This window comes from Streptomyces sp. 1331.2 (assembly GCF_900199205.1).
Lineage (GTDB): Bacteria > Actinomycetota > Actinomycetes > Streptomycetales > Streptomycetaceae > Kitasatospora.
Genome location: NZ_OBMJ01000001.1, coordinates 3,464,516 through 3,487,752 on the forward strand (window position 1 = coordinate 3,464,516; position 23,237 = coordinate 3,487,752).

A 23,237-nucleotide genomic window follows, 5' to 3' on the forward strand; every position below is an offset into this window, starting at 1 on the left:
GTTCGCGGGACCCCACCACGGGTCGTTACGGGCGACGCAGCGCGTCGGCCGCGCCGGCCCCGCCGAGCAGCGACTGGACGCCGTCCAGGTCGCTGCCGCTGGTCGGCTTGCCGCGGACGGCCGGCTGCTGCTGGCCGCCCTTGATCTCGGCCTCCAGCAGGAGCTTGCCGAGCAGTGCCGGGTCCGGCAGCTCCATCGGGTACTCGCCGTCGAAGCAGGCCCGGCAGAGCCGGTCCTTGGGCTGCTTGGTGGCCTCGATCATGCCGTCGATCGAGATGTAGGCGAGCGAGTCGGCGCCGAGGGTGCGGCCGATCTCCTCGATGGTCATGCCGTTGGCGATCAGCTCCGCGCGGGTGGCGAAGTCGATGCCGAAGAAGCAGGGCCACTTCACCGGCGGCGAGGAGATCCGGATGTGCACCTCGGCGGCGCCCGCCTCGCGCAGCATCTTCACCAGCGCGCGCTGGGTGTTGCCGCGGACGATCGAGTCGTCCACGACCACCAGGCGCTTGCCGGCGATGACCTCGCGCAGCGGGTTGAGCTTGAGCCGGATGCCGAGCTGGCGGATGGTCTGGCTGGGCTGGATGAAGGTGCGGCCCACGTAGGCGTTCTTCACCAGGCCGGAGCCGTACGGGATGCCGCTGGCCTCGGCGTAGCCGATCGCGGCGGGGGTGCCGGACTCGGGCGTCGCTATCACCAGGTCGGCCTCGACCGGGGCCTCCTTCGCCAGGCGGCGGCCCATCTCCACGCGGGAGAGGTGCACGTTGCGGCCGGCGATGGAGGTGTCGGGGCGGGCCAGGTAGACGTACTCGAACACGCAGCCCTTGGGCTTCGCCTCGGCGAAGCGGGAGGTGCGCATGCCGTTCTCGTCGATGGCGATGAGCTCGCCGGGCTCGACCTCGCGGATGAAGGAGGCGCCGCAGATGTCCAGCGCCGCCGTCTCGGAGGCGACCACCCAGCCGCGCTCCAGCCGGCCGAGCACCAGCGGGCGGATGCCCTGCGGGTCGCGGGCGGCGTAGAGGGTGTGCTCGTCCATGAAGACGAGCGAGAACGCGCCCTTGACCTTGGGCAGCACGACCTTGGCCGTCTCCTCGATGGAGAGGTCCGGGTGGCCGGCGAGCAGGGCCGTCACCAGGTCGGTGTCGTTGGTCGCGGCGGTCCGGCCCGAGCGGGAGACGTGCTCCTCTCCGGGCAGTTCGGCGACCATGGCCGCCAGTTCGGCGGTGTTCACCAGGTTTCCGTTGTGCCCGAGGGCCAGCGAACCGTGCACGGTCGCCCGGAAGGTCGGTTGGGCGTTCTCCCAGACCGAGGAACCGGTGGTCGAGTAGCGGGCGTGTCCGACGGCGATATGCCCGTGCAAGGATCCCAGCGAGGCCTCGTCGAAGACCTGGGAGACGAGTCCCATGTCCTTGAAGACGAGAATCTGGGAGCCATTGCTCACTGCGATGCCCGCGGATTCCTGACCGCGGTGCTGCAGGGCGTAAAGGCCGAAGAACGTGAGCTTGGCGACCTCCTCGCCGGGAGCCCAGACACCGAAGACGCCGCAAGCGTCCTGGGGGCCTTTCTCGCCGGGAAGAAGATCGTGGTTGAGTCTTCCGTCACCACGTGGCACGCCTTCGAGTCTAGGGCAGTTGGCACAGGCTTCCGGAACCCGGGATGCCGGGATTGTTGGACGATCCGCGAGTAACGCGCGTAGACAAAACCCCTTACGGGGTGGGGATTTCGGGCCGTCGCAATTCCGGCGGGCGGCGGTTGGCCTTGTGGTTCGCGCCTGTTGGGGAGTTCCGTGTGCGGAGCGGCGGAGGGCGGGGCGGAGCCGAACGTGAGCCTGCTCACCCGGCGTTCACTCCGGCTTCACGCGGCCGGAAGCAGCAGTCCCCAGGCGCCCGGGTGCACCGTCCAGGTCCGGGCGCGGACCGGGCCGACGGGGTGGCCGTCCGCCTCGTAGCCGAAGCCGCGGCCGACCACCGAGACGCTCGCCGCCCGGGCGCGCACCAGGGCGCCGGAGGCGCGGACGACGACGTCCATCTCGCCCGTCCCGTCCGAGACCCCGGACGGGAGCGTGACCTGGACCAGCCGGACCGGCCGGTGGACGTCCGCGAGCAGCCGGCCGTCGGCCTCGACCCGGACCCGGGAGCTGTGGTCGACCGCCTCCGGAGTGAGTGCGTTCGCCTGCTCGGCCGCAGCCAGTTTCGCCCATAGCGAACGCCAGCCGCTCGAACGGCCCAGGCGGTGCGAGCCGCCACCGGTGATCCGCACCCCGCCCAGCGCCACCCCGCCACCGTCGTCCACCAGCAGGTCCAGCCGGCGCGGCGCGCCCGACAGCACCGCCCGGGCGGCCTGGACCGGCTCCCCCGGGACGCCGAGCGCGCGGGCCGTCGCCAGCTCCGCCGCCCGACCGACCGGAACCATCCCCACCGGTTCCGTGCCCAGCTCACGCTGCCGGTGCAGCGCCTGCAGCACCCGCTGCAGGGCGAGGTCGGAACCGATCACCACCGGTCGCCGCCGGCCCCGGTGCGAAAGCACCCGGTCGAGCTCGGAAGGGCTCTCCGGGTAGGCCACCTTGACGTCCGCGCCCCCGCACAGCACGTCCTTCGCGATCCGCACCGACTCGCCGTCGGTCTGCCGGGCCACCGGGTCGAGGAGCAGCAGGAGCGGCTCGGGGCCGCCGGTTCCAGGCGTGGACAGGGACGACACGACCGGTCCTTCCTCAGGTAATCTCTCGGTGCAAGAGCCCCTTGCGCCATTGCGCCAGGGGCTTCGTCTATCTCGGGGCAGACTGCGGCCTACGCAGGATGCCCCAACCGGAAGGGGTGTACGCCTGTGCCGGCACTCGTGCTCGTTGGCGCTCAGTGGGGGGACGAGGGCAAGGGGAAGGCCACCGACCTCCTCGGCGGCTCCGTCGACTACGTCGTCCGCTACCAGGGCGGCAACAACGCCGGTCACACGGTGGTCATCGGCGACCAGAAGTACGCCCTGCACCTGCTCCCTTCCGGAATCCTCAGCCCGAACGTCACGCCGGTCATCGGCAACGGCGTCGTGATCGACCCGGCCGTGCTGCTCTCCGAGCTGGCCGGTCTCAACGACCGCGGCATCGACACCTCCAAGCTGCTGATCTCGGGCAACGCCCACCTGATCACGCCGTACCACCGCACCCTCGACAAGGTCACCGAGCGCTTCCTCGGCAAGCGCCGGATCGGCACCACCGGCCGCGGCATCGGCCCGACCTACGCGGACAAGATCAACCGCGTCGGCATCCGGGTCCAGGACCTGTTCGACGAGTCGATCCTGCGCCAGAAGATCGAGGCGGCGCTGCACGACAAGAACCAGGTCCTGGTCAAGCTCTACAACCGCCGCACCATCCCGGCCGACCTGGTGGTCGAGGAGTACCTGGGCTACGCGGAGAAGATCAAGCCCTTCCTCTCCGACACCACCCTCGTCCTGGACGAGGCGCTGAAGGCCAACAAGGTCGTCCTGCTGGAGGGCGGCCAGGGCACCCTGCTCGACGTCGACCACGGCACGTACCCCTTCGTGACCTCGTCGAACCCGACCGCGGGCGGCGCCTGCACCGGCGCCGGCATCGGCCCCACCAAGATCGACCGGGTCATCGGCATCCTCAAGGCCTACACCACCCGCGTCGGCTCCGGCCCGTTCCCGACCGAGCTGCTCGACGAGGACGGCGAGGCGCTGCGCCGGATCGGCGGCGAGCGCGGTGTCACCACCGGCCGTGACCGCCGCTGCGGCTGGTTCGACGCCGTGATCGCGCGCTACGCGACCCGGGTCAACGGCCTCACCGACTTCTTCCTCACCAAGCTCGACGTGCTGACCGGCTGGGAGCAGATCCCGGTCTGCGTCGCGTACGAGATCGACGGCCGGCGGGTCGAGGAACTCCCCTACAACCAGTCGGACTTCCACCACGCCAAGCCGATCTACGAGACGCTGCCGGGCTGGACCGAGGACATCAGCAAGGCCAAGACCTTCGCCGAGCTGCCCAAGAACGCCCAGGCGTACGTGAAGGCGCTGGAGGAGATGTCGGGCGCGCCGATCTCCGCCATCGGCGTCGGCCCGGGCCGGGACGAGACGATCCAGATCAACTCGTTCATCTGAGCCTGATCGCTGGTCGCCGATCGCCGATCGCTGATCACTGATCGCTTCGAGGGCCCCGCGGGATTCGTCCCGCGGGGCCCTTCGCTTCGCCGGCCTCCGAATTTTGCACTAGTGCAGATATCTCTTGCATCTAGTGCAACTCGCCAGTACGTTCGGACCATGACCGCGAAGCTGCCCTCGCCCCTCACCCTCACCGGCCGCCACATCCGCCTGGAGCCCCTGGAGCGGCGCCACCTGCCCGACCTCTGGGCCACCGTGGGCCCCGACCCCGAGGTCTGGCGCTGGATCCCCTTCCTCCCGCCCACCTCGGAGGAGGAGCTGGGCGCCATCCTCGACGTCCGCCTCGCGGAGGTCGCCAGCGGGACGGCGGTGAAGTTCGCCGTCATCGACCTGGCGAGCGGGCGGGCCGTCGGCATCACCGGCTACTACGACTTCAGCGCCGAGGACGAGCTGGTGGAGATCGGCGGCACCTGGTACGCCCGCTCGGTCTGGCGCACCGCCGTCAACACCGAGGCCAAGCTGCTGCTGCTCACCCACGCCTTCGAGGACCTGGGCATGGGCCGGGTGTTCTGGAAGACGGACGCGCTCAACGACCGCTCCCGCAATGCGATCCTGCGGCTCGGCGCCCGGTTCGAGGGCATCCACCGCCGCGACCGGCACCGCGCCAACGGCACCTGGCGGGACAGCGCCTACTTCTCGATGCTCGCCGACGAGTGGCCGGCCGCCAAGTCCCGTCTGGCGGAACGGCTTTCGCGGGGCTGAGGAGCGCTCGGGCCGCGGGGTCGGCGGGCGGGCGGGCCAATGGGCGGGCGGGGAACGCTATTCCCGCTCGCCGCCCGCGGAATGGCCGGCCGCGATCCCGCGCTTCGCCGAACGGGGCTGGCGGGGTTGGAGGTTGACCAACCAGACCAGCCAGCCGACGAATAGCACGGCGAGCAGGAGTGCGGACAATGCGGCGACGAGAAGCGCATTCACCGGAATACGGAAATGCGGCGGGGAGCGTGGGGGTGGCGGGGAAGACGGAGAGGCGGGGAAAGGGGCATGGCTGTCTCCGGTCGGTGATGTCGGGGCGCCGCGACCATGCATCTGGTGTGTAATGACGGCTGATTGAGGGCTGGTTGAGGCCTGATCGGGGACTGTTTAGACGGCAACAAGTCAGCGAGTGACACGGATGACCCTAGGGTCGGGGTGCCAGAGTTGCTACCGAGCAGGAGAACGTTCACTCCATCGTGGGGTATCCCCCATTTCAGTAGCTAGCGCCCGGTATGCACGGCACACTTCACCGGAAGCATCGACCGAAGCCGCGATCCGGAGAAGAGAGTCATGCCACCCCGCTTGTCGCCGACCGTGCGCCAGCAGCGCCTCGGGATCGAGTTGCGCAGGATGCGCGAACGCGTGGGCGTGACGCCCAAGAGCCTCGCCGTCACCATCGGCACCGACCTGCCCAAGATCTCCCAGATGGAGAACGGCAAGTCGGGCATCAGCGCCGAGCGGCTGCGGATCTGGGCCCGAACCTGCGGCTGCGAGGACGGCCCGTACCTGGACGCCCTGTTGGCGATGACGCAGGACCGGCGCAAGTACTGGTGGGACAGCTACCGCGGCCGGCTGCCGAACGCGATCATCGACATCGCGGAGATGGAGCACCACGCCACCTCGCTGTCCATCCTGAACAGCACCTTCATCCCCGGCCTGTTGCAGACCCCGGAGTACGCCGTCGCCGTGTTCGAGCGGCTGCCCCCGCAGTACCGGCAGGAGGCGGCGGACCGGAAGGCGTTCCGGATTCGGCGCCAGCAGATCTTCGTCGACCGCCCCAAGCCGTACAGCGCATTCCTGCACGAATCCGCGCTGCGCATGCAGTTCGGCGGCCCCGAAGTACTGCGCGAGCAGTTGCAGAGCCTGCTGGAGAATTCCGAACGGCCAGGGGTGGAGATCCGGGTGATCCCGTTCAGCGTGCCCACCTACACCGGCTCCGGGGAGAGCCTGTACCTCGCCCGCGGGCCGGTCCCCGAGCTCGACACCGTCCAGATCGACCTCTCCCACGGGCCGACATTCGTGCACACCCAGACCGAATTGGCCTCCTACCGCCGGATCAAGGAGGAGACCGCGGCGATCGCGCTCGGGTCGGACGAGTCCCGGGACTTCATCCGGGCCTTACTGAAAGACTTCACATGAGTCGCATGAGTACGTGGCGCAAGGCATCGGCCAGCGGCGAGAGCACCGACTGCGTCGAGGTCAGGGCGGCGGGCGGCCTGGTGGAGATCCGCGAGTCGGACCTGCCCGAGGTGGTCGTACGGACCACGCCGCGCAAGTGGGCCGCCTTCCTCCGCGGGGTGAAGGCCGGGGAGTTCGACCGGTACGCCGACTCCGCCCGGACGTGACGCCGGCCGTCGGGGCCCGTGGCGGCGGTAGGCTTGGCAGCCCACAGTGGACCCCTGCGCCTGGCACCGCACCCCGGGTGGGGAGCGTGTGCGGGAGAAATCGGAGCATCCGAGGATGGCTCGGCACCTGATCACCAGCGCCCTTCCCTACATCAACGGGATCAAGCACCTGGGCAACATGGTCGGGTCCATGCTCCCGGCGGACGTCTACTCCCGCTACCTGCGGCAGCGCGGCCACGAGGTGCTGTACATCTGCGCCACCGACGAGCACGGCACCCCCGCCGAGCTGGCCGCCCAGGAAGCCGGACTGCCGGTCGCCGAGTTCTGCGCCCGGGCGCACGAGGCGCAGAAGGCGGTGTACGACGGCTTCGGGCTCTCCTTCGACCACTTCGGCCGCAGCTCCTCGCCGCAGAACCGGGAGATCACCCAGGAGATCGCCCGCGAGCTGCAGCGCAACGGCTTCATCGAGGAGCGCGCGATCCGCCAGGTGTACTCCAACGCCGACGGCCGCTTCCTCCCGGACCGCTACATCGTCGGCACCTGCCCGCACTGCGGCTACGACAAGGCGCGCGGCGACCAGTGCGAGAACTGCACCCGGGTGCTGGACCCGACCGACCTGCTGGAGCCGCGCTCGGCGATCAGCGGCAGCTCCGACCTGGAGGTCCGGGAGACCAGGCACCTGTTCCTGCTGCAGTCGAAGCTCACCGAGGAGGTCGAGAACTGGATCGCCGCCCACGGCGACTCCTGGCCGGTGCTGGCCTCCTCCATCGCCCGCAAGTGGCTCACCGAGGGCCTGCAGGACCGATCGATCACCCGCGACCTGGAGTGGGGCGTCCCGGTGCCGGCCGACGTCTGGCCCGAACTGGCCGCCGAGGGCAAGGTGTTCTACGTCTGGTTCGACGCCCCGATCGAGTACATCGGCGCCACCAAGGAGTGGGCGGACGCGGCCCCGGCCGGGCAGCTGCGGGACTGGAAGTCCTGGTGGTACGAGGCCGACGAGACCGTCCGCTACACCGAGTTCATGGCCAAGGACAACGTCCCCTTCCACACCGTGATGTTCCCGGCGACGATCCTCGGCTCGCGCCGCCCGTGGAAGAAGGTCGACTACGTCAAGGCCTTCAACTGGCTGACGTACTACGGCGGGAAGTTCTCCACCAGCCAGAAGCGCGGCATCTTCACCGACGTCGCCCTGGAACTGCTGCCCGCCGACTACTGGCGCTACTTCCTGATGGCGCACGCCCCCGAGTCCGACGACTCCAGTTTCACCTGGGACCTCTTCGCCTCGGTCGTCAACAAGGACCTCGCCGACACCCTCGGCAACTTCGTCAACCGGGTGCTGTCCTTCAGCCGCAAGCGCTTCGGCGACGACGTCCCCGGCGGCCACGCGCCGGGCGAGGCCGAGCAGCGCCTCGGCGAGCAGATCGCCGAACTGCTCGCCGAGTACGAGGCCCAGCTGGACGCCCTCAACTTCCGCAAGGCGGCGCAGGCTCTGCGCGCCCTGTGGAGCGCGGGCAACGCCTACCTGGACGAGAAGGCGCCCTGGCTGCAGGTGAAGACCGACCCGGAGGCGGCGGCGCTCACCCTGCGCACGGCGATGAACCTGATCCACCTGTACGCGGTTGTCTCCGAGCCGTTCATCCCGACCGCGGCGGCGGCGATGCGCGGCGCCTTCGCGCTGCCCGCGGACGCCCCGGCGGCCACCCGCGACTGGGTGGGCCCGGAGGAGGCGCGGGCGCTGGACCTGGTGCCGGCCGGGACGGCGTTCACGGTGCCGCCCGTGCTGTTCGCCAAGATCACGGACGAGGACCTGGCGGCCTGGACGGCGCGCTTCGGCGGCTCGGAGGGCTGAGCACGTCGGAGGGCTGAGCACGTCGGAGGCCCAGCGCGGGAGACGGCGCCCCGAACCCCGGTTCGGGGCGCCGTCCCCGTCGATCAGGGCGCCGTCTCCGTCGCCACCCAGTCCAGGTAGCCGGGACTGCCGGCCACCACCGGCACGGCGATCACCTCGGGCGTCTCGTACGAGTGCCGCTCGGCGACGAACTCGCCCAGCCGATCGGCGAGTTCGGCCCGGGTCTTGAGGTCGATCCGCCACTCCTCGGCGTCCTGCACCTCGCCCTCCCACCAGTACACCGACCGTACCGGGTACACCTGGGCGCAGGCCGCCAGCCGCTCCCGCACCACGGCGGACGCCAGGGCCCGGGCCCGCTCCTCGCTCTCGTGGGTGGTGGTCACCACGACGAAGCGCTGCTCGCTCGCTGTCATGCGCCGACGGTACCGCCGGGGCGGGCAGCTCGGTCGGTCAGGGCTTGCGGGCGGTGTGGACGGTCATGGCGGAGAGGTAGAAGGCGTCGGGGCGGTGGAGGATGCCGGTGGGGGCGTCCTCGGCGAGGAGGGCTTCGAGGGTGACGCGGTCCTCGTCCGTGAGGACGTCGGCGAGCCGGTCGTGCAGGCGGCTGAGCTGGGTGTGCAGGTACGCGCGGGTGGGGCGGTCGAGCGGGGCGGGGTGGTCGACCAGGAAGGTGCGGGTGCCGCTCGGGACCAGTCCGGCCCGGGTCAGCATGGCCGGCCAGTCCTCGATCTCGTCGACGCTGCCGGGCAGGTCGGCCCGCATGGTGCTGAAGCCGTCCTCGTGGGCCGCGTCCAGCCGGGCCTGGAAGCCGGGACGGCCGAGGCCGAAGTCGCGGGGGAGGTAGCGCGGTGGCAGGCCGCGCTCGGCGACGGCGAGCAGCCCGCCGGGGCGCAGCAGCCCGGCGAGGGAGGTGAGCGCGGCCTGCTGGTCGCCCAGGTGGTGGATCGCGTTGCCGGACCAGATCAGGTCGGCCTCGCCGAGCTTGTCGAACTCGGCTGGCAGGTCGGCCTGTTGGGTGCCGAGGCGGCCGTTCGAGCGGGTCCTGGCGCGCTCCAGCAGGGCCGCCGACTGGTCGACGGCCACCACCTCGGCCGTCGGGAAGGCGTCCGCCAGCAGTCCGGCGATCACCCCCGGCCCGCTGCCGACGTCGAGGACCCGGCGGACCGTGCTGTACCCGCGTCCGTCCCCGGCCCAGGCCCCGGCCCCGTACAGGCCGGTCAGCCACTGCGCGGCCTCGGCGACGACGTCGGACCTCAGGTCGGCCTCGTGCTCCAGGTGCGCGGCGAGCGCGTCCCAGTCGAAGTCGGCGGAGGGGGCGTGGCCGTGACCGTGGTGGTGGCCGTTCTGGTGCCGGCTCTCGTGCTGATCTGCCGTCATGTCTCTGCACTCCGTTCGCGTTTGACGAAAAGCTTCCCGGCTCAGGCGGGCACGGCGGCGCCGGACGCGCGGTACCGGGCCACCGCCCGCCCGACCTCCTCCTCCGTGAGGTCGCGGTCGAGCGCGAAGGCGGCAGCCGTCGTCCTCGTCCCGCTCATCGCGCTCACCTCCACGGCCAGGCTGCGACCGGCCACCCACCCCCGGCAAGCTTTGTTGCCGCCTCAGCAAACCGCGCCGGTCACACCGCCGTCCGCCGCCAGTACGAGCGATGTCGAAGCCGGCGAGATCTACCACATCCCGCGTAACGGCGCCGAGATCGCCGAGGTTCGGCCGATCAGCAACCGCCGACGATGCGTCCCCGTGGACGAACTGCAGCCCAAGTGGCAGAGCGCTCCCGCAGTCGACGCGGCGCAGATGCGGGCCGAGGCCGACGCGTTCTACGGCGACGAGGACCGAGTAGGCGGCGACGACCCGTGGCCGCCCTCCCGTTCGACCGTGAGGCCGCCCGGCGGTTCGGAACACTCGTCGCACTCACCATTCAAGCCAAGCGCGACCCTCGACCTCGACGCATGGACTTGATGATCGCTGCCACGCCGCCGCCCACGGCCTGCCGCTCTACACCCGGAACGCGGCCGACTTCACCGGCCTGGAGCGCGGGATCGAGGTCATCCCGGTGTAACGCGCCCGCCCGCCCGCGGTGGTCGGGCGGGCGGGCGAGCTGGGGGCGGACCGGGGCCAGGGGCGGGGCTATCCCCTCGGGGCGGCGAAGCAGTGCACGGTGACGGTGCGGCCCGAGGCCCACTGCTGGTCGCCGCTGCCGAGGTGGGTCCAGCCGAGGTGGCGGTAGAGGGCGACGGCCGCGGTGTCGGTGGCGAGGACGTCCAGGACGGGGTGCAGGCCGAGCGCCCGCGCGTGGAGGACGGCGCGGGCGAGCAGCCGGGCGCCGATGTGTTGGCCGCGCGCCCCGGGGGCGACGTAGAGGCGGCCGATCACGGCGGAGAGCGCCGGCGGGCCTCCGGTGCGGTGGCTCCACAGGGCGGGGGCGAGGTCGCCCGGGGCGCTGCGGGCGAGGCCGACGTGGCCGGCGAGCCGGCCCTGCGATTCGGCGATCCAGGCGGCGAGCAGGCCGTCCGGGGTGAGCCAGGCGGCGGGGCGGTCGGGCCAGTCGGCGGGGTAGCCGTCGGCGGTGTGGACGTCGCCCAGCACCCGGACGCAGTCGGCGAGGTCGTCGCCGCGGCGAGGTCGGACCACCACCCCTGCCCCGGTCTGCCGTGAGCCGGACGCGACGTCATCGGCGCGTTCTTCAAGGTCTGCCATGCCGGTACGTTACCGGCCGGCCCTCACCGTCGCAGCAGGTCGACGACCCCGGCCAGGTCCTCCTCGCCGCTGCCGACCTCCAGCCTGCGCTCCATCAGCCGGAAGTACGGCTCCAGCAGTTCGGCGCTCACCCCCTGCTCCTCGGCGGTGCCCAGCAGGGTGCGCTTGCCGGCCACCTGCATCGCCAGGTTGGACACCACGCCCTTGGTGTAGTCGCCGCTCTCCAACTGCTCCGCGGTGACGGGGATGGTCTGACTCATCGCGGTGACGTAGTCGCTGAGCATCGGCGCGAGGTCGCCCGGGGCGACGGCCTCCCCGCGGACCAGCGCGAAGGCGTGCGCGACCCCGGCGAGCATGCCGTACATCGCGCTGAGCAGCGCCACGTCGTGCAGGGCCGCGTACCCGGCGTCCTCGCCGACGTACCGGGTGTCGGCCGGCGCGGCGAGCGCCGCCCGGTGCTCCTCGAACAGCTCGGTCGAACCGCTGTAGAAGACGTACGGCCCGGCCGCCGGGACGCCGATCATCGGCGGGACGGCCATGATCCCGCCGTCCAGGTAGCGGGCGCCGCACCGCTCGGCCCAGGCGGCGCGGGCGCGGGCCTGCCCGGGGGTGCTGGTGACCAGGTTGACCAGGTCCTTGCCGGTCAGGTCGACGCCGGCCAGCGCCTCCTCCACGGAGGCGTCGTCCAGCAGGCAGACGACGACCAGGCGGTTCGCCGCGACGGCCTCGGCCACGGTGGGGGCGACGACGGCGCCGCGGACGGCGAGCGCGTCGGCCCGGGCGGCGGTGCGGTTCCAGACGGTCAGCGGGTGGCCGGCGGTGAGCCAGGCCTCGGCGAGCGCGGTGCCCATCGCGCCGAGGCCGAGCAGGGTGAGCGGAGTGAGCGGGGTGAGCGGGGTCTTGGAGGCGCTCTCAACGAGCTTGTTCGTCATGGGAGTCAGCCTCCGCGCCGCACCCGGAAACGATCAAGTACGCACTTCGGAGTGGGTGGTTACCCTGGGGTCAGTATCCAGGTCGGAAGGGGTGGGCATGGCAACCGTGCCGAGGCCGGGGACGTACGTCTGCGGGATCGACGCCGCGATGGCCGTGATCGGCGGCAAGTGGAAGGTGCTGATCCTCTGGGCGCTGGACCACCACGGGAGCTGCCGCTTCGGCGAACTGCGCCGCCTGGTGCCGGGGATCACCGAGAAGGTGCTGGCCGCGCACCTGCGCGAACTGGAGGCGGACGGCATCGTGCGCCGGGAGGCGTACGACGAGGTGCCGCCCCGGGTCGAGTACGAGCTGACCGAGGTGGGGCGGCGCCTCAACACGGCGCTGCTGCCGCTGGGCGCGTGGGGCCGGGAGCACGTCCTGGACGATGCGCCCCACCGGGTGTGACGCGCCTGGAGTGACGTACCCGGAGTGACACGCCCGGAGTGACGCATCTGGCGTGAGACGCCGTCACCCCGACCCGCCGCTACGCGATCGCGGCCGACACCACCGCCGCCACCGCGAGGTTGCAGCTGGCCGACACCCACACCGCCGGGTGCGGCTCCGGCTCGACCAGGATCGCCCCGAGCCGCCCGGGCGTCAGCAGGTCCACCAGCCAGAACGCGACGGCCATCAGCACCAGCCCGAGCACGCCGTAACAGGCCGTCGAGACCAGGCCCTTGGCGAAGTCGGCGTAGGTGTACAGGATCGCGGTGAAGACGATGCCGCCGATGCCGAGCAACGCGGAGCTGAGCAGGACCGCGGCGTTGCGGTTGCGCTCGACCCAGATCTGGTGGCCGAGCCGGCCGGGCGTGAGCAGGTCCACCAGGCCGACGCCGAGGAGCAGCAGCACCACCCCGAGGACACCGTAGGCCGCCGCCGCGCCGAGCCCGTGCAGGATGTCGTTCATCGTGGTTCCAGCCCCCGGTCCGCTCTCGCCTACGCCCCGACCGACCTGGTCAAGGGTTGGCAAAAGATACCCCACGCAGATGAGGCTCGGACCGGGGATCCGGGAACCGGGGACGGCTCAGTCCTCCTCGTGCACCAGGTGGTCCACGCAGGCCGCGACGGCCAGCAGCAGGCCGGTGTCCGCGCCGTCGGCGATCTCCACCCCGTAGGTGTCGCGGATCCGGAACCACTTGCGGCTGATCCGGGCCAGCTCGTCGCCGTGCTGGTTCTCGATCCGGTAGTCCTTGTCGATCAGGTCGCCGTGGATCTTCAGCTCGCCCCCGGAGGCCAGCTCCACCAGGTACTTGTCGCGGAACGGGGTGAACAGCTTCTCCCGTACGGTCGCGATCACCTCGCCGTCGGCGTCCTCGATCTTCATCGCGTCGCGGACGGTCAGCATCTTCTCCTTCACCACCGCGACCACCCGGCCGTGCGCGTCCTTCAGCTCGAAGGTGTGCCGCAGCCGCAGCACCTTGCCGTCGACCAGGTACGCCTTGTGGCCCCGGTCATCCTCGATCCAGTAGTCGTCGCCGACCGCGAACAGCTTCTCCCTGACCAGGTACCGCACCGTGGGCCTCCTCCGTGTGGACGTCCCCGTGTGGACGTCGGCCCATTCGACCCCGAGCGCCACCCCGCCGAAAAGCACCGCCACGAAGCACCCGCGGGAAACCCCGTCGCACCGCGCGGCCCCGATCGCCTTCAATGGCGCCATGCGCCCCGACCTCACCGCCGTCCCGCTGCGCAGCGAGCGCCTCGACCTGCTGCCGATCGCCCCCGAGCACGCCGAGGAGCTGGCGGCAGCGCTCGCCGACCCGGCCCTGCACGCCTTCACCGGCGGCCGCCCCGCCACCGTCGAGGAGATGCGCGCCCGCTGCGCCCGGCTCGCCGCCGGCTCCCCCGACCCGGCCGAGGCCTGGGGCAACTGGGTCCTGCGGCTGCGCGCCGACGGCGCCCTCACCGGCTACGTCCAGGCCACGATCCGCCCCGCCCTGGCCGAACTCGCCTGGGTGGTCGGCACCCCCTGGCAGGGCCGCGGCCTGGCCACCGAGGCCGCCCGCACCCTCCTCGCCCACCTCACCGCCGCCGGCACCCCCACCGCCGTCGCCCACATCCACCCCGACCACCACGCCTCCGCCGCCATCGCCCGCGCCCTCGGCCTCCACCCCACCGCCGACCAGAACGACGGCGAAACCCGCTGGCAGGCTGACCTCAGCCGGTGAACCCGGGACGCCCGGAATGCGGACAGCGGGCGTGCGGTTTCATTGGGGCATGGCATCTCGTGCACGCGTACGCGCCCCCCAACTGGTCGGGGCTGGCGGTTGGCTGAACACCGGCGGCAAGGAGCTCACGCTCGCCGACTTCCGGGGCAAGATCACCATCCTGGACTTCTGGACCTTCTGCTGCATCAACTGTCTGCACGTCCTGGACGAGCTGCGGGAGCTGGAGGAGAAGCACCGCGACACCGTGGTGATCGTCGGGGTGCATTCGCCGAAGTTCGTGCACGAGGCCGACCACCAGGCCGTGGTGGACGCCGTCGACCGGTACGAGGTGCACCACCCGGTGCTGGACGACCCGGAGCTGGCCACCTGGAAGCAGTACGCCGTCCGGGCCTGGCCGACGCTGGTGGTGATCGACCCGGAGGGTTACGTCGTCGCCCAGCACGCCGGTGAGGGCCACGCCCATGCGATCGCCCGGCTGGTCGAGGAGCTGGAGGCCGAGCACGCCGCGAAGGGCACGCTGCGCCGCGGCGACGGCCCGTACGTGGCGCCCGAGCCGACCGCGGGGGACCTGAAGTTCCCCGGCAAGGCGGTCCGGCTGCCGAACGGCCACTTCCTGGTCGCGGACTCCGGTCACCACTCGCTGGTCGAGCTGGCCGAGGACGGCGAGACGGTGGTGCGCCGGATCGGTGACGGGCAGCGCGGCCTGGTGGACGGCACCAGCCCCCGGTTCAGTGAGCCGCAGGGCCTGGCGCTGCTGCCGGAGGGCTCGGCGTACGACGTGGTCGTCGCCGACACCGTCAACCACGCCCTGCGCGGCCTGCGGCTGGCCGACGGCAGCGTCACCACGCTGGCCGGCACGGGCCGCCAGTGGTGGCAGGGCTCGGCCACCGAGGGCCCGGCCCGCGAGGTGGACCTGTCCTCGCCGTGGGACGTCGCCTGGTTCGACGGCCGGGTGTGGATCGCGATGGCGGGCGTGCACCAGCTGTGGGCGTACGACCCGGCCACCGGCACGGTCGGCGTCGCGGCGGGCACCACCAACGAGGGCCTGGTGGACGGGCCCGCCGCCGAGGCCTGGTTCGCCCAGCCCTCCGGCCTCGCGGTCTCGGCGGACGGCGGGAAGCTCTGGGTCGCCGACTCCGAGACCTCCGCGCTGCGCCTGGTTTCACGTGAAACAGGGAGGGTCGAAACCGCCGTCGGCACCGGCCTGTTCGACTTCGGCCACCGCGACGGCGCCGCCGACCAGGCCCTGCTCCAGCACCCGCTGGGCGTCACCGTGCTGCCGGACGGCTCGGTGGCCGTCAGCGACACCTACAACCACGCGCTGCGCCGCTACGACCCGGCGACCGGCGAGGTCAGCACGCTGGCCACCGACCTGCGCGAGCCCTCCGGGGCGGTGCTGGTGGACGGCGACATCGTGGTGGTCGAGTCGGCCCGGCACCGGCTGACCAGGCTGCGGCTGCCGGAGGAGGCGGTGCGGGTCGACGCGGTGGCGCACCGCACCCAGCGCGCGGCCACCGAGGTCGCGCCGGGCGCCTTCCGGCTGGACGTGGTCTTCTCGGCGCCGAGCGGCCAGAAGCTGGACGAGCGCTACGGGCCGTCCACGCGGCTGCTGGTCAGCTCGACCCCGCCCGAGCTGTTGGTCTCCGGCGCGGGCGCGGACAGCGACCTCTCGCGCGAGCTGGTGCTCTCCGACGAGGTCACCGAGGGCGTGCTGCACGTCTCGGCGATGGCCGCCTCCTGCGACGACGCCCCGGAGATCGAGTTCCCGGCCTGCCACGTCCACCAGCAGGACTGGGGCGTGCCGGTGAAGCTGGTCGCCGACGGCGCCCGCCGCCTCCCGCTGGTGCTGGCCGGGATGGAGTAGCGAGCAGCCCGGGGAGTCCCCTCCCACAGACGCCGGGGCCCGGCGGACGACCGAATCGTCCGCCGGGCCCCGGCGCATGCGAGGGAGGGGGCTCAGCCCTCCAGGAAGGCCTTGATCGCGCTCGCCAGCAGGTACGGGTCCTCCGCGCCGCACAGCTCGCGCGCCGAGTGCATGGACAGCGCCGCGATGCCGCAGTCCACCGTCTTGATGCCCAGCCGCGCCGCCGTGATCGGGCCGATCGTCGTACCGCAGGGCATCGCGTTGTTGGAGACGAAGGACTGCCACGGCACCCCCGCCTTCTCGCAGGCGGCCGCGAACACCGCCCGGCCGACACCGTCGGTCGCGTAGCGGTTGTTGACGTTGACCTTGAGGATCGGCCCGCCGTTCGGCATCGGGTGGTGCCCCGGCTCGTGCCGCTCGCTGTAGTTCGGGTGGACGGCGTGGCCCATGTCCGAGGAGAGGCAGACGGTGCCGGCGAGCGCCCGGGCGCGGTCCTCCGGGGTGCCGCCGCGCGAGTGGATCGAACGGTCCAGGACGTTGCCGAGCAGCGGGCTCTGCGCGCCGGTGTCGGACTCGCTGCCGGTCTCCTCGTGGTCGAAGGCGGCCAGCACCGGGATGTACGGCAGCTCGGCGGCACCGTCGGCGGTGGCGACGGCGGCGAGCGCGGCGGTGGCCGCGTGCACCGAGAGCAGGTTGTCCAGGCGCGGGCCGGCCAGCAGCTCGCGGTCCCGGCCCAGGTAGGAGGCGGGCTGGACGTCGTGCGTCATGAGGTCCCAGCCGACCACGTCGGCGGCGGCCACCCCGGCCCGCTCGGCGACGTAGGAGATCAGCGCGCCCTCGTCGACCGGGCCGAGGCCCCAGATCGGGGTGAGGTGGCGCTGCTTGTCGAGCTTCATGCCCTCGTTGACCTGGCGGTCCAGGTGGATGGCGAGCTGCGGCACGCGCAGCAGCGGCTCGTCCAGCTGGACCAGGCGGACGGTGCCGTCCTTGAGCGCGAGTCTGCCGGAGATGCCGAGGTCGCGGTCCAGCCAGGTGTTCAGCGGGACGCCGCCGTAGATCTCCACCGCGACCTGCCGCCAGCCCGCCGAGCCGGTGTCCGGCAGCGGCTTGACGCGCAGGTTGGGCGAGTCGGTGTGGGTGCCGACGATCCGGAACGGGGTCTCCGGGCCCGCACCCTCCGGCAGGTACCAGGCGATCAGCGCACCGCCGCGGATCAGGTAGCGCCCGCCGGCGGAGCCGTCCCAGGCGTCCGTCTCGGCGACCTGCCGGAAGCCCGCCTTCTCCAGCCGCTCCGCGGCGCTCGCGACCGCGTGGTACGGGGACGGCGAGGTGCCGAGGAACGCGATCAGATCGTCGCTGTGCGTCCGGTCGAAGAATGCCTGGCGGGCGGCGGTCGACATACTGCTCCTGAGTCGAGGGAGGGCCGAAGCCGGAGGGGGAGTCGGCTTCGCACGTTGAGCATATGCCCGTACACGGACAGGGCATTCGGTACCGGCAAGGGCACGAAGCCGGGAACGCGCCGGGCACGGAGGCGGAAAAGCAGCGGGCACGGAGGCGGAAACACCGAAGGGCCCGGTGGCAGCCGGGCCCTTCGGTGTGAGGGTTTTCGTCAGGCGGTCAGAGAGGTGTCACCCGCCGCGTCCCAGGAAGGGTGGTGGCGGGTGACGGGTGGGAGGCGTGCCTTAGAAGGCCTCCTCCGCCAGCTCCATGATCTCGTTGTCGATGCCCTCGGCGATCACCCGCTGGGGGGCGACGGTCGGGAGGACGTTCTTGGCGAAGAAGCGGGCCGCCGCGACCTTGCCCTGGTAGAACGGGACGTCCTTCTCGGAGGCGCCGGCCTCCAGCTTGGCCAGGGCCACCGCGGCCTGGCGCAGCAGCAGCCAGCCGACGACGACGTCGCCGGAGACCATCAGCAGGCGGGTGGTGTTGAGGCCCACCTTGTACATGTTCTTGACGTCCTGCTCGACCGAGGAGAGGTCGGCCAGCAGCTTGCCGATGATGGCCTCCAGGTCGCCGGCGGCCTTGGCGAGCAGGTCGCGCTCGGCGGCCAGGGCGTCGCCGCCGGCGGCGGAGCCGATGAACTTCTGGATCTGCTCGGACAGCGCGGTGAGCGCCTGGCCGCCGTCCTTGACGATCTTGCGGAAGAAGAAGTCCTGGCCCTGGATGGCGGTGGTGCCCTCGTACAGGGTGTCGATCTTGGCGTCCCGGATGTACTGCTCGATCGGGTACTCCTGCAGGTAGCCGGAGCCACCGAAGGTCTGCAGGGACTGGGCGAGCTGCTCGTAGGACTTCTCCGAGCCGTAGCCCTTGACGATCGGCAGGAGCAGGTCGTTCAGGCGCTCGGCGGCCTCGTCGCGCTCGCCGCGCAGCTTGGCGGCCAGCATGTCGTCCTGGGTGGACGCGGTGAACAGGACCAGCGCGCGCATGCCCTCGGCGTAGGCCTTCTGGGTCAGCAGCGAGCGGCGCACGTCCGGGTGGTGGGTGATGGTGACGCGCGGGGCGGTCTTGTCCAGGAACTGCGAGATGTCGGCGCCCTGCACGCGCTCCTTGGCGTACTCCAGGGCGTTCAGGTAGCCGGTGGAGAGGGTGGCGATGGCCTTCGTGCCGACCATCATGCGGGCGAACTCGATGATCTTGAACATCTGGCGGATGCCGTCGACCTTCTCGCCCAGCAGCCAGCCCTTGGCCGGGTGCTTGGCACCGAAGGTCATCTCGCAGGTGTTCGAGGCCTTGAGGCCCATCTTGTGCTCGACGTTGGTGGCGTAGACGCCGTTGCGCTCGCCCAGCTCGCCGGTCTCCCAGTCGAAGTCGAACTTGGGGACGATGAACAGGCCCAGGCCCTTGGTGCCCGGCTTACCGCCCTCGGGGCGGGCCAGCACCATGTGGATGATGTTCTCGGACATGTCGTGCTCGCCCGAGGTGATGAAGCGCTTCACACCCTCGATGTGCCAGGAGCCGTCCTCCTGCTGGATCGCCTTGGTGCGGCCGGCGCCCACGTCGGAGCCCGCGTCGGGCTCGGTGAGGACCATGGTGGAGCCCCACAGGCGGTCGGTCATCCGCTTGGCGACCTCCAGCTGCTCCTCGGTGCCCTCCTCGGCGATGACGCCGGCGAAGGCCGGGCCGGAGGAGTACATCCAGATGGCCGGGTTGGAGCCCAGGATCTGCTCGGCGAAGGCCCAGATCAGCGAGTTCGGGGTGACCTGGCCACCGATCGACTCCGGGATGCCCAGGCGCCACCACTCGGCGTCCATGAAGGTCTGGTAGCTCTTCTTGAAGGACGCCGGGATCGGGGCGGTGTTGGTCTCCGGGTCGAAGACCGGCGGGTTGCGGTCGGCATCGACGAAGGACGCTGCGAGGTCGTTCTCGGCGAGGCGCGAGATCTCGCTGAGGATGTTCTTCGCGGTCTCGACGTCCATGTCCGCGAACGGTCCGGTGCCGTAGACCTGCTCGCGGCCGAACACCTCGAAGAGGTTGAACTCCACGTCACGCAGGTTGGACTTGTAGTGACCCATGGCCGTTATCTCCGGTTCGTCGCTTCCGGGAGACCGCCGCGTTCCGGCGTCCCGTACCCACCAGTAGGCGTAATGATGCTACCCAGCGGTAACTTGGGCAAGCCCCCGACGGTTAATCCGCTATGAACGTGGTCACGTCCCACAAGCCGGGACGGCCACTCCTTGTCAGGATCTGCGCCAGCGCGGGCGGGTGCGCTCCCGCTAGCCTGTCCGTGTGTACGGATATGACCAGAACGCATACCCGGGCGACCCCTACCAGCAGCAGGCGGGACCGCAGCCGGGCATGAACGGCATGCCCGGACCCGACGCCTACGGCGCGCAGCCGCAGGGCGACCAGCAGTCGCTCTACCCGGAGCCGTCCCCGCCCTCGCTGGCGGACGCCGTTCGCGCCTTCACCACCGGCTCGATGGCGGTCGAGGACTTCCAGGCGATCTTCATCACCTCGAAGGTGCACTGCCCGCGCGGCGACCGCCCCGGCTTCCTCGCGCTGCACAACACCCCGACGCCGGTGATCCCGATGTTCAGCTCCCTGAAGGAGCTGCGCCGCTACGCCGGCAAGGACTCCAAGCACTTCACCGTCACCGGCGCCGAGGTCCTGGACCTGCTGCCGACCGGCTACGGCTTCGCGCTGGACATGGAGGGCGAGCACCGGATGGTGTTCGACGCCAAGGCCGTCGAGCAGATGGTCGACTTCACCATGCGCCGGATGTATGGCTGACGACCGTTGCGCGGCCGTCGGCCATTGCTTCGCAGATGGCTGACGAGCGGCCCACCGACGGCTGACCCATCCTGGACGAGGAGCCCCGCGCTCCTCCGTCCACACATAGTTCAATTTTCAACTTGCTTGTTGTTGAGGATTGAACTAACCTGAGGGACGTAGGCCGCAGAACCCCCCTCGAAGGAGGCCGACATGCCCGCCGTGACCGTCGACAACCCGCTGACCCTCCCCCGCGTCACCACCCCGGACGCCGCCGTCACGAACGCCCGGCCGGTCCTCACCGTGGTCACCGCCCCCGAGGGCTACGAGGGCGAGGGCTTCCCCGTCCGCCGCGCCTTCGCCAAGATCAACACCAAGCACCTCGACCCGTTCATCATGATGGACCAGATGGGCGAGGTGGACTACGCGGCCGGCGAGCCCAAGGGCACCCCCTGGCACCCGCACCGCGGCTTCGAGACCGTCACCTACATCATCGACGGCACCTTCGTGCACCAGGACTCGCACGGCGGCGGCGGCGTCATCACCGACGGCGACACCCAGTGGATGACGGCCGGCTCCGGCCTGCTGCACATCGAGACCCCGCCGGAGTCGCTGGTGATGTCCGGCGGCCTCTTCCACGGCCTCCAGCTCTGGGTGAACCTGCCCGCCTCGGACAAGATGATCGCCCCGAAGTACCAGGACATCCGCGGCGGCAGCGTCAAGCTCCTCAGCACCGAGGACGGCGGCGCCCTGCTCCGGGTGATCGCCGGCGAACTCGACGGCCACCAGGGGCCCGGGGCCACCCACACCCCGATCACCATGATCCACGCTTCGGTCAGCCCCGGCGCCCAGGTCACCCTGCCCTGGCGCTCCGACTTCAACGCCCTCGCCTACGGTCTCGCGGGCAAGGGCTCGGCCGGCCCCGAGCGCCGCCCGTTCGGCATGGGCCAGGCGGTCCTGTTCGGCGACGGCGACTCGATCACCATCCGCGCCGACGAGAACCAGGACTCCCGCAGCGCCAACTTCGAGGTCGTCCTGCTCGGCGGACAGCCGATCCGCGAGCCGGTCGCCTGGTACGGACCGTTCGTGATGAACAGCCACCGCGAACTCCAGCAGGCCATGGAGGACTTCCAGGCCGGCCGCCTCGGCACCGTCCCGACCGACGCCCACTGAGAACCGTCCCCCACCCGGCGGGGCGGCCGCAGGTTCCCACCTGCGGCTGCCCCGCCGTTTCCCATCCCCGCGGCAGGCTTCAGACCAGCGCGTAGAGGGCCGAGGCGTCGTCGTGCGTCTTGCCCCGCGGCCAGCGCTCGCAGGTGGCGTCCGCCCGCTCCACGGCCCGCACCTGGGCGATCAGTTCGGCCGGGCCCGACTCCGCCAGCAGCCGCAGCACGTCGCCCCAACTGCCCAGCCCGAAGCGCTCGGTGTAGCGCGAGGCGCCGTCGGTGAGGGCGGCCAGCGCGTGCAGCCGGTTCAGCCGGACGAAGCCGGTCTCGGCGTGCTCGGCGGCGCGCGGGCTGGCGGCGGCGATCCACGGCCCGGCGCCCCGGTTGCGGGCGGCGCGGACGGCCAGCGCGTACTCCAGGTGCAGCGCCGCCCGCTCGGCCGAGCCGGGCACGGTCGCCCACACCTGGCGGCGCAGCTCCTCCCCGCCGGGGAAGCGCTGGTTGTCCCCGATGACCTTCGGCGGGCCGTCCTTGAACTCCAGCACCAGCAGCGAGTCGCCGAGCACCAGGTACTCCAGCGACTCGCCGTGCCGCCGGGCCGCGACCACCATCGCGGCGGGCGTGTTGGCGTGGGCCAGGTCGCAGCGGCCGCCGTGCAGCGCGGCCGTCTCCACGATGGCGTCGGCCAGGCACTCGGCGATCGAGCGATCCGACCGGTCGGTGAGCCGGGCGAGCAGGTGCACGCCCAACCGCCGTACGTACCAAGCCGTTCCGTGCCGGCACCCGGACTCCAGGCCGGCCGGCGAACTCGCGCCGTCCAGCAGGACCAGCGCCTCCGGCGAGGCCACCGCGAAGTCCTCGCTCTCGCGGTCGGGCCGCCGTGCTTCCCCTGCGAGCTGTAGCTGCATCCCGACAGTGTGGCCGCCGTCCCAGGCCCGCGCCCAGCCCCGTGCGCCGGTGTGGCGCGGGCCCGCTCCGCGGCGCCCGGTGGCAGCCGGGCCGATTCGGCCATACCGTCGGAAGGTGACCGGACAATTCGGCCAATCGGGGCGGGTCAGGTTTGGCAGCACCTTCGGGTGGCCCAGCGGCCCGCGACTGACGAGGAGCAGAAGATGTTCTGGCAGTTCATCGTGGTACTGGCCGCCTCACTCGGCTTTCCGACCGCCGCCCTGCTCTTCCTGATCGGCGGCCCGCGCTTCCCCGACGAGCAGCGCGACCGGACCTGACCTACGTCCAGGCCGGGTCGCGGCCGAGCAGCGCCAGGACGCGCGCGAACCGGCCCGCGACGGCGTCCGACCGCACGCCCGGGCGGAAGGCCCTGCCGGGAGCCCGGGCCTCCGGCGTGTCCGGGACGGCCTCGGCCACCGCCACCAGCGTGGCGATCAGTGCCTCGTCGCGCTCCACGGCCGCGCCGATGCCCGCCGGGTCGCCGAGCGCGGTGGCGACGTCCCAGCCGTGCACCAGGGTGTCGAGCAGGTGGAAGCCGACCGCGCGGTCGAGCGGGAAGGGGCCGCCGTCGCGGATCTCCGGCAGCCACAGCGCCCGACCCGCCCCGGCCGCCTCCCGGAACGCGTCGGTGAGTTCGGCGCCGGCCCGGCCGAGGGCGCCGACCGGGTCCGTGCCGAGCGGGGCAGGCGCGAACAGCGCGAGGTCCGGTCCGGCCCCGCGGGCGGCCGCCGCGAAGCCGTGACGCTGCCCGAGTTCGTGCTCCAGCAGCTGCCGCAGCGTCCAGTCCGCGCACGGGGTCGCCAGGTCCAGCTGCTCCGGCCGGACGGTGTCCACCACCTCGCCCGCCAACTTCAGTGAGCGTGCGTGCAGTTCGATGAGGTCCATCCG

23 protein-coding genes are annotated in these 23,237 nt (G+C 71.6%); 11 read left to right on the plus strand and 12 right to left on the minus strand.

Features of this window, described 5'->3' with window-relative positions; genetic code table 11:
- Positions 1–25: 25 nt before the first annotated feature.
- Together purF and CRP52_RS14570 are read right to left on the minus strand one after the other, a co-directional pair.
- Entirely contained in the window at positions 26–1,609 is a 1,584-nt protein-coding gene (purF, locus tag CRP52_RS14565) for an amidophosphoribosyltransferase (protein ID WP_097236784.1), read from the minus strand.
- A gap of 242 nt (positions 1,610–1,851) precedes the next feature.
- Positions 1,852–2,694 carry a diacylglycerol kinase family protein gene (locus tag CRP52_RS14570; protein ID WP_097236785.1) on the minus strand — a complete coding sequence of 281 codons (843 nt, stop codon included), beginning with the start codon at positions 2,692–2,694 and terminating at the stop codon, positions 1,852–1,854.
- A 126-nt stretch (positions 2,695–2,820) separates the two neighbouring features.
- On the opposite strand from CRP52_RS14570, the gene CRP52_RS14575 reads away from it, so the two are divergent.
- The 5 genes from CRP52_RS14575 (at position 2,821) to metG (ending at position 8,331) form a co-directional block, all read left to right on the plus strand.
- Entirely contained in the window at positions 2,821–4,104 is a 1,284-nt protein-coding gene (locus CRP52_RS14575) for an adenylosuccinate synthase (protein WP_097236786.1), read from the plus strand.
- 159 nt (positions 4,105–4,263) lie between these two features.
- Positions 4,264–4,866: a GNAT family N-acetyltransferase gene (locus tag CRP52_RS14580; RefSeq protein WP_097236787.1), complete on the plus strand. Its 603-nt coding sequence runs from the start codon at positions 4,264–4,266 to the stop codon at positions 4,864–4,866.
- A 561-nt stretch (positions 4,867–5,427) separates the two neighbouring features.
- Positions 5,428–6,276: a helix-turn-helix domain-containing protein gene (locus tag CRP52_RS14585; RefSeq protein ID WP_097236788.1), complete on the plus strand. Its 849-nt coding sequence runs from the start codon at positions 5,428–5,430 to the stop codon at positions 6,274–6,276.
- Positions 6,277–6,281: 5 nt separating this feature from the next.
- Positions 6,282–6,482 carry a DUF397 domain-containing protein gene (locus CRP52_RS14590; protein ID WP_097236789.1) on the plus strand — a complete coding sequence of 67 codons (201 nt, stop codon included), beginning with the start codon at positions 6,282–6,284 and terminating at the stop codon, positions 6,480–6,482.
- A 115-nt stretch (positions 6,483–6,597) separates the two neighbouring features.
- Positions 6,598–8,331 (plus strand): methionine--tRNA ligase, encoded by a 1,734-nt coding sequence (gene metG / locus CRP52_RS14595; RefSeq protein ID WP_097236790.1) that lies wholly within the window; start codon positions 6,598–6,600, stop codon positions 8,329–8,331.
- A gap of 83 nt (positions 8,332–8,414) precedes the next feature.
- On the opposite strand, the gene cutA is transcribed toward metG, so the two are convergent.
- Both cutA and CRP52_RS14605 read right to left on the minus strand, forming a co-directional pair.
- A complete protein-coding gene (cutA, locus tag CRP52_RS14600) occupies positions 8,415–8,744 on the minus strand; it encodes a divalent-cation tolerance protein CutA (protein WP_097236791.1) in 330 nt (109 codons plus the stop codon).
- 37 nt (positions 8,745–8,781) lie between these two features.
- Positions 8,782–9,708 (minus strand): class I SAM-dependent methyltransferase, encoded by a 927-nt coding sequence (locus tag CRP52_RS14605; protein WP_097236792.1) that lies wholly within the window; start codon positions 9,706–9,708, stop codon positions 8,782–8,784.
- A gap of 360 nt (positions 9,709–10,068) precedes the next feature.
- Between CRP52_RS14605 and CRP52_RS39540 the strand changes: the two genes are divergently transcribed.
- Positions 10,069–10,287 (plus strand): hypothetical protein, encoded by a 219-nt coding sequence (locus CRP52_RS39540; protein WP_257032484.1) that lies wholly within the window; start codon positions 10,069–10,071, stop codon positions 10,285–10,287.
- 168 nt (positions 10,288–10,455) lie between these two features.
- On the opposite strand, the gene CRP52_RS14620 is transcribed toward CRP52_RS39540, so the two are convergent.
- Together CRP52_RS14620 and CRP52_RS14625 are read right to left on the minus strand one after the other, a co-directional pair.
- Positions 10,456–11,025 (minus strand): GNAT family N-acetyltransferase, encoded by a 570-nt coding sequence (locus CRP52_RS14620; RefSeq protein ID WP_097236793.1) that lies wholly within the window; start codon positions 11,023–11,025, stop codon positions 10,456–10,458.
- 23 nt (positions 11,026–11,048) lie between these two features.
- Complete coding sequence (locus tag CRP52_RS14625) at positions 11,049–11,957, minus strand: NAD(P)-dependent oxidoreductase (RefSeq protein WP_097236794.1); 909 nt, start codon at positions 11,955–11,957, stop codon at positions 11,049–11,051.
- Positions 11,958–12,054: 97 nt separating this feature from the next.
- Here CRP52_RS14625 and CRP52_RS14630 point away from each other — a divergent pair, with 97 nt between their 5' ends.
- Positions 12,055–12,402, plus strand: a complete 348-nt coding sequence (locus tag CRP52_RS14630) for a winged helix-turn-helix transcriptional regulator (RefSeq protein WP_097236795.1) — start codon at positions 12,055–12,057, stop codon at positions 12,400–12,402.
- A gap of 79 nt (positions 12,403–12,481) precedes the next feature.
- Here the strand turns inward: CRP52_RS14630 and CRP52_RS14635 are convergent, their stop codons facing one another.
- Together CRP52_RS14635 and CRP52_RS14640 are read right to left on the minus strand one after the other, a co-directional pair.
- Positions 12,482–12,904, minus strand: coding sequence for a DUF350 domain-containing protein (locus CRP52_RS14635; protein WP_097236796.1), 423 nt, complete (start codon positions 12,902–12,904; stop codon positions 12,482–12,484).
- 117 nt (positions 12,905–13,021) lie between these two features.
- Entirely contained in the window at positions 13,022–13,510 is a 489-nt protein-coding gene (locus tag CRP52_RS14640) for an LURP-one-related/scramblase family protein (RefSeq protein WP_097236797.1), read from the minus strand.
- A gap of 142 nt (positions 13,511–13,652) precedes the next feature.
- Here CRP52_RS14640 and CRP52_RS14645 point away from each other — a divergent pair, with 142 nt between their 5' ends.
- Positions 13,653–14,162: a GNAT family N-acetyltransferase gene (locus CRP52_RS14645; RefSeq protein ID WP_097240091.1), complete on the plus strand. Its 510-nt coding sequence runs from the start codon at positions 13,653–13,655 to the stop codon at positions 14,160–14,162.
- Between the two features lie 49 nt (positions 14,163–14,211).
- Entirely contained in the window at positions 14,212–16,026 is a 1,815-nt protein-coding gene (locus CRP52_RS14650) for an NHL domain-containing thioredoxin family protein (protein ID WP_097236798.1), read from the plus strand.
- 92 nt (positions 16,027–16,118) lie between these two features.
- Here the strand turns inward: CRP52_RS14650 and CRP52_RS14655 are convergent, their stop codons facing one another.
- Both CRP52_RS14655 and CRP52_RS14660 read right to left on the minus strand, forming a co-directional pair.
- Positions 16,119–17,426, minus strand: coding sequence for a M18 family aminopeptidase (locus CRP52_RS14655; protein ID WP_097236799.1), 1,308 nt, complete (start codon positions 17,424–17,426; stop codon positions 16,119–16,121).
- Positions 17,427–17,708: 282 nt separating this feature from the next.
- Positions 17,709–19,538, minus strand: a complete 1,830-nt coding sequence (locus CRP52_RS14660) for an acyl-CoA dehydrogenase (RefSeq protein WP_097236800.1) — start codon at positions 19,536–19,538, stop codon at positions 17,709–17,711.
- 214 nt (positions 19,539–19,752) lie between these two features.
- On the opposite strand from CRP52_RS14660, the gene CRP52_RS14665 reads away from it, so the two are divergent.
- Positions 19,753–20,256 (plus strand): SseB family protein, encoded by a 504-nt coding sequence (locus CRP52_RS14665; protein ID WP_373560492.1) that lies wholly within the window; start codon positions 19,753–19,755, stop codon positions 20,254–20,256.
- Positions 20,257–20,448: 192 nt separating this feature from the next.
- A complete protein-coding gene (locus CRP52_RS14670; protein ID WP_097236802.1) occupies positions 20,449–21,408 on the plus strand; it encodes a pirin family protein in 960 nt (319 codons plus the stop codon).
- A 79-nt stretch (positions 21,409–21,487) separates the two neighbouring features.
- Here CRP52_RS14670 and CRP52_RS14675 read toward each other — a convergent pair whose 3' ends face one another.
- On the minus strand, positions 21,488–22,309 hold the full coding sequence (locus tag CRP52_RS14675; RefSeq protein ID WP_097236803.1) for a protein phosphatase 2C domain-containing protein: 822 nt from the start codon (positions 22,307–22,309) through the stop codon (positions 21,488–21,490).
- A gap of 319 nt (positions 22,310–22,628) precedes the next feature.
- Positions 22,629–23,234: a TIGR03086 family metal-binding protein gene (locus tag CRP52_RS14680; protein WP_097236804.1), complete on the minus strand. Its 606-nt coding sequence runs from the start codon at positions 23,232–23,234 to the stop codon at positions 22,629–22,631.
- Positions 23,235–23,237 lie beyond the last annotated feature (3 nt).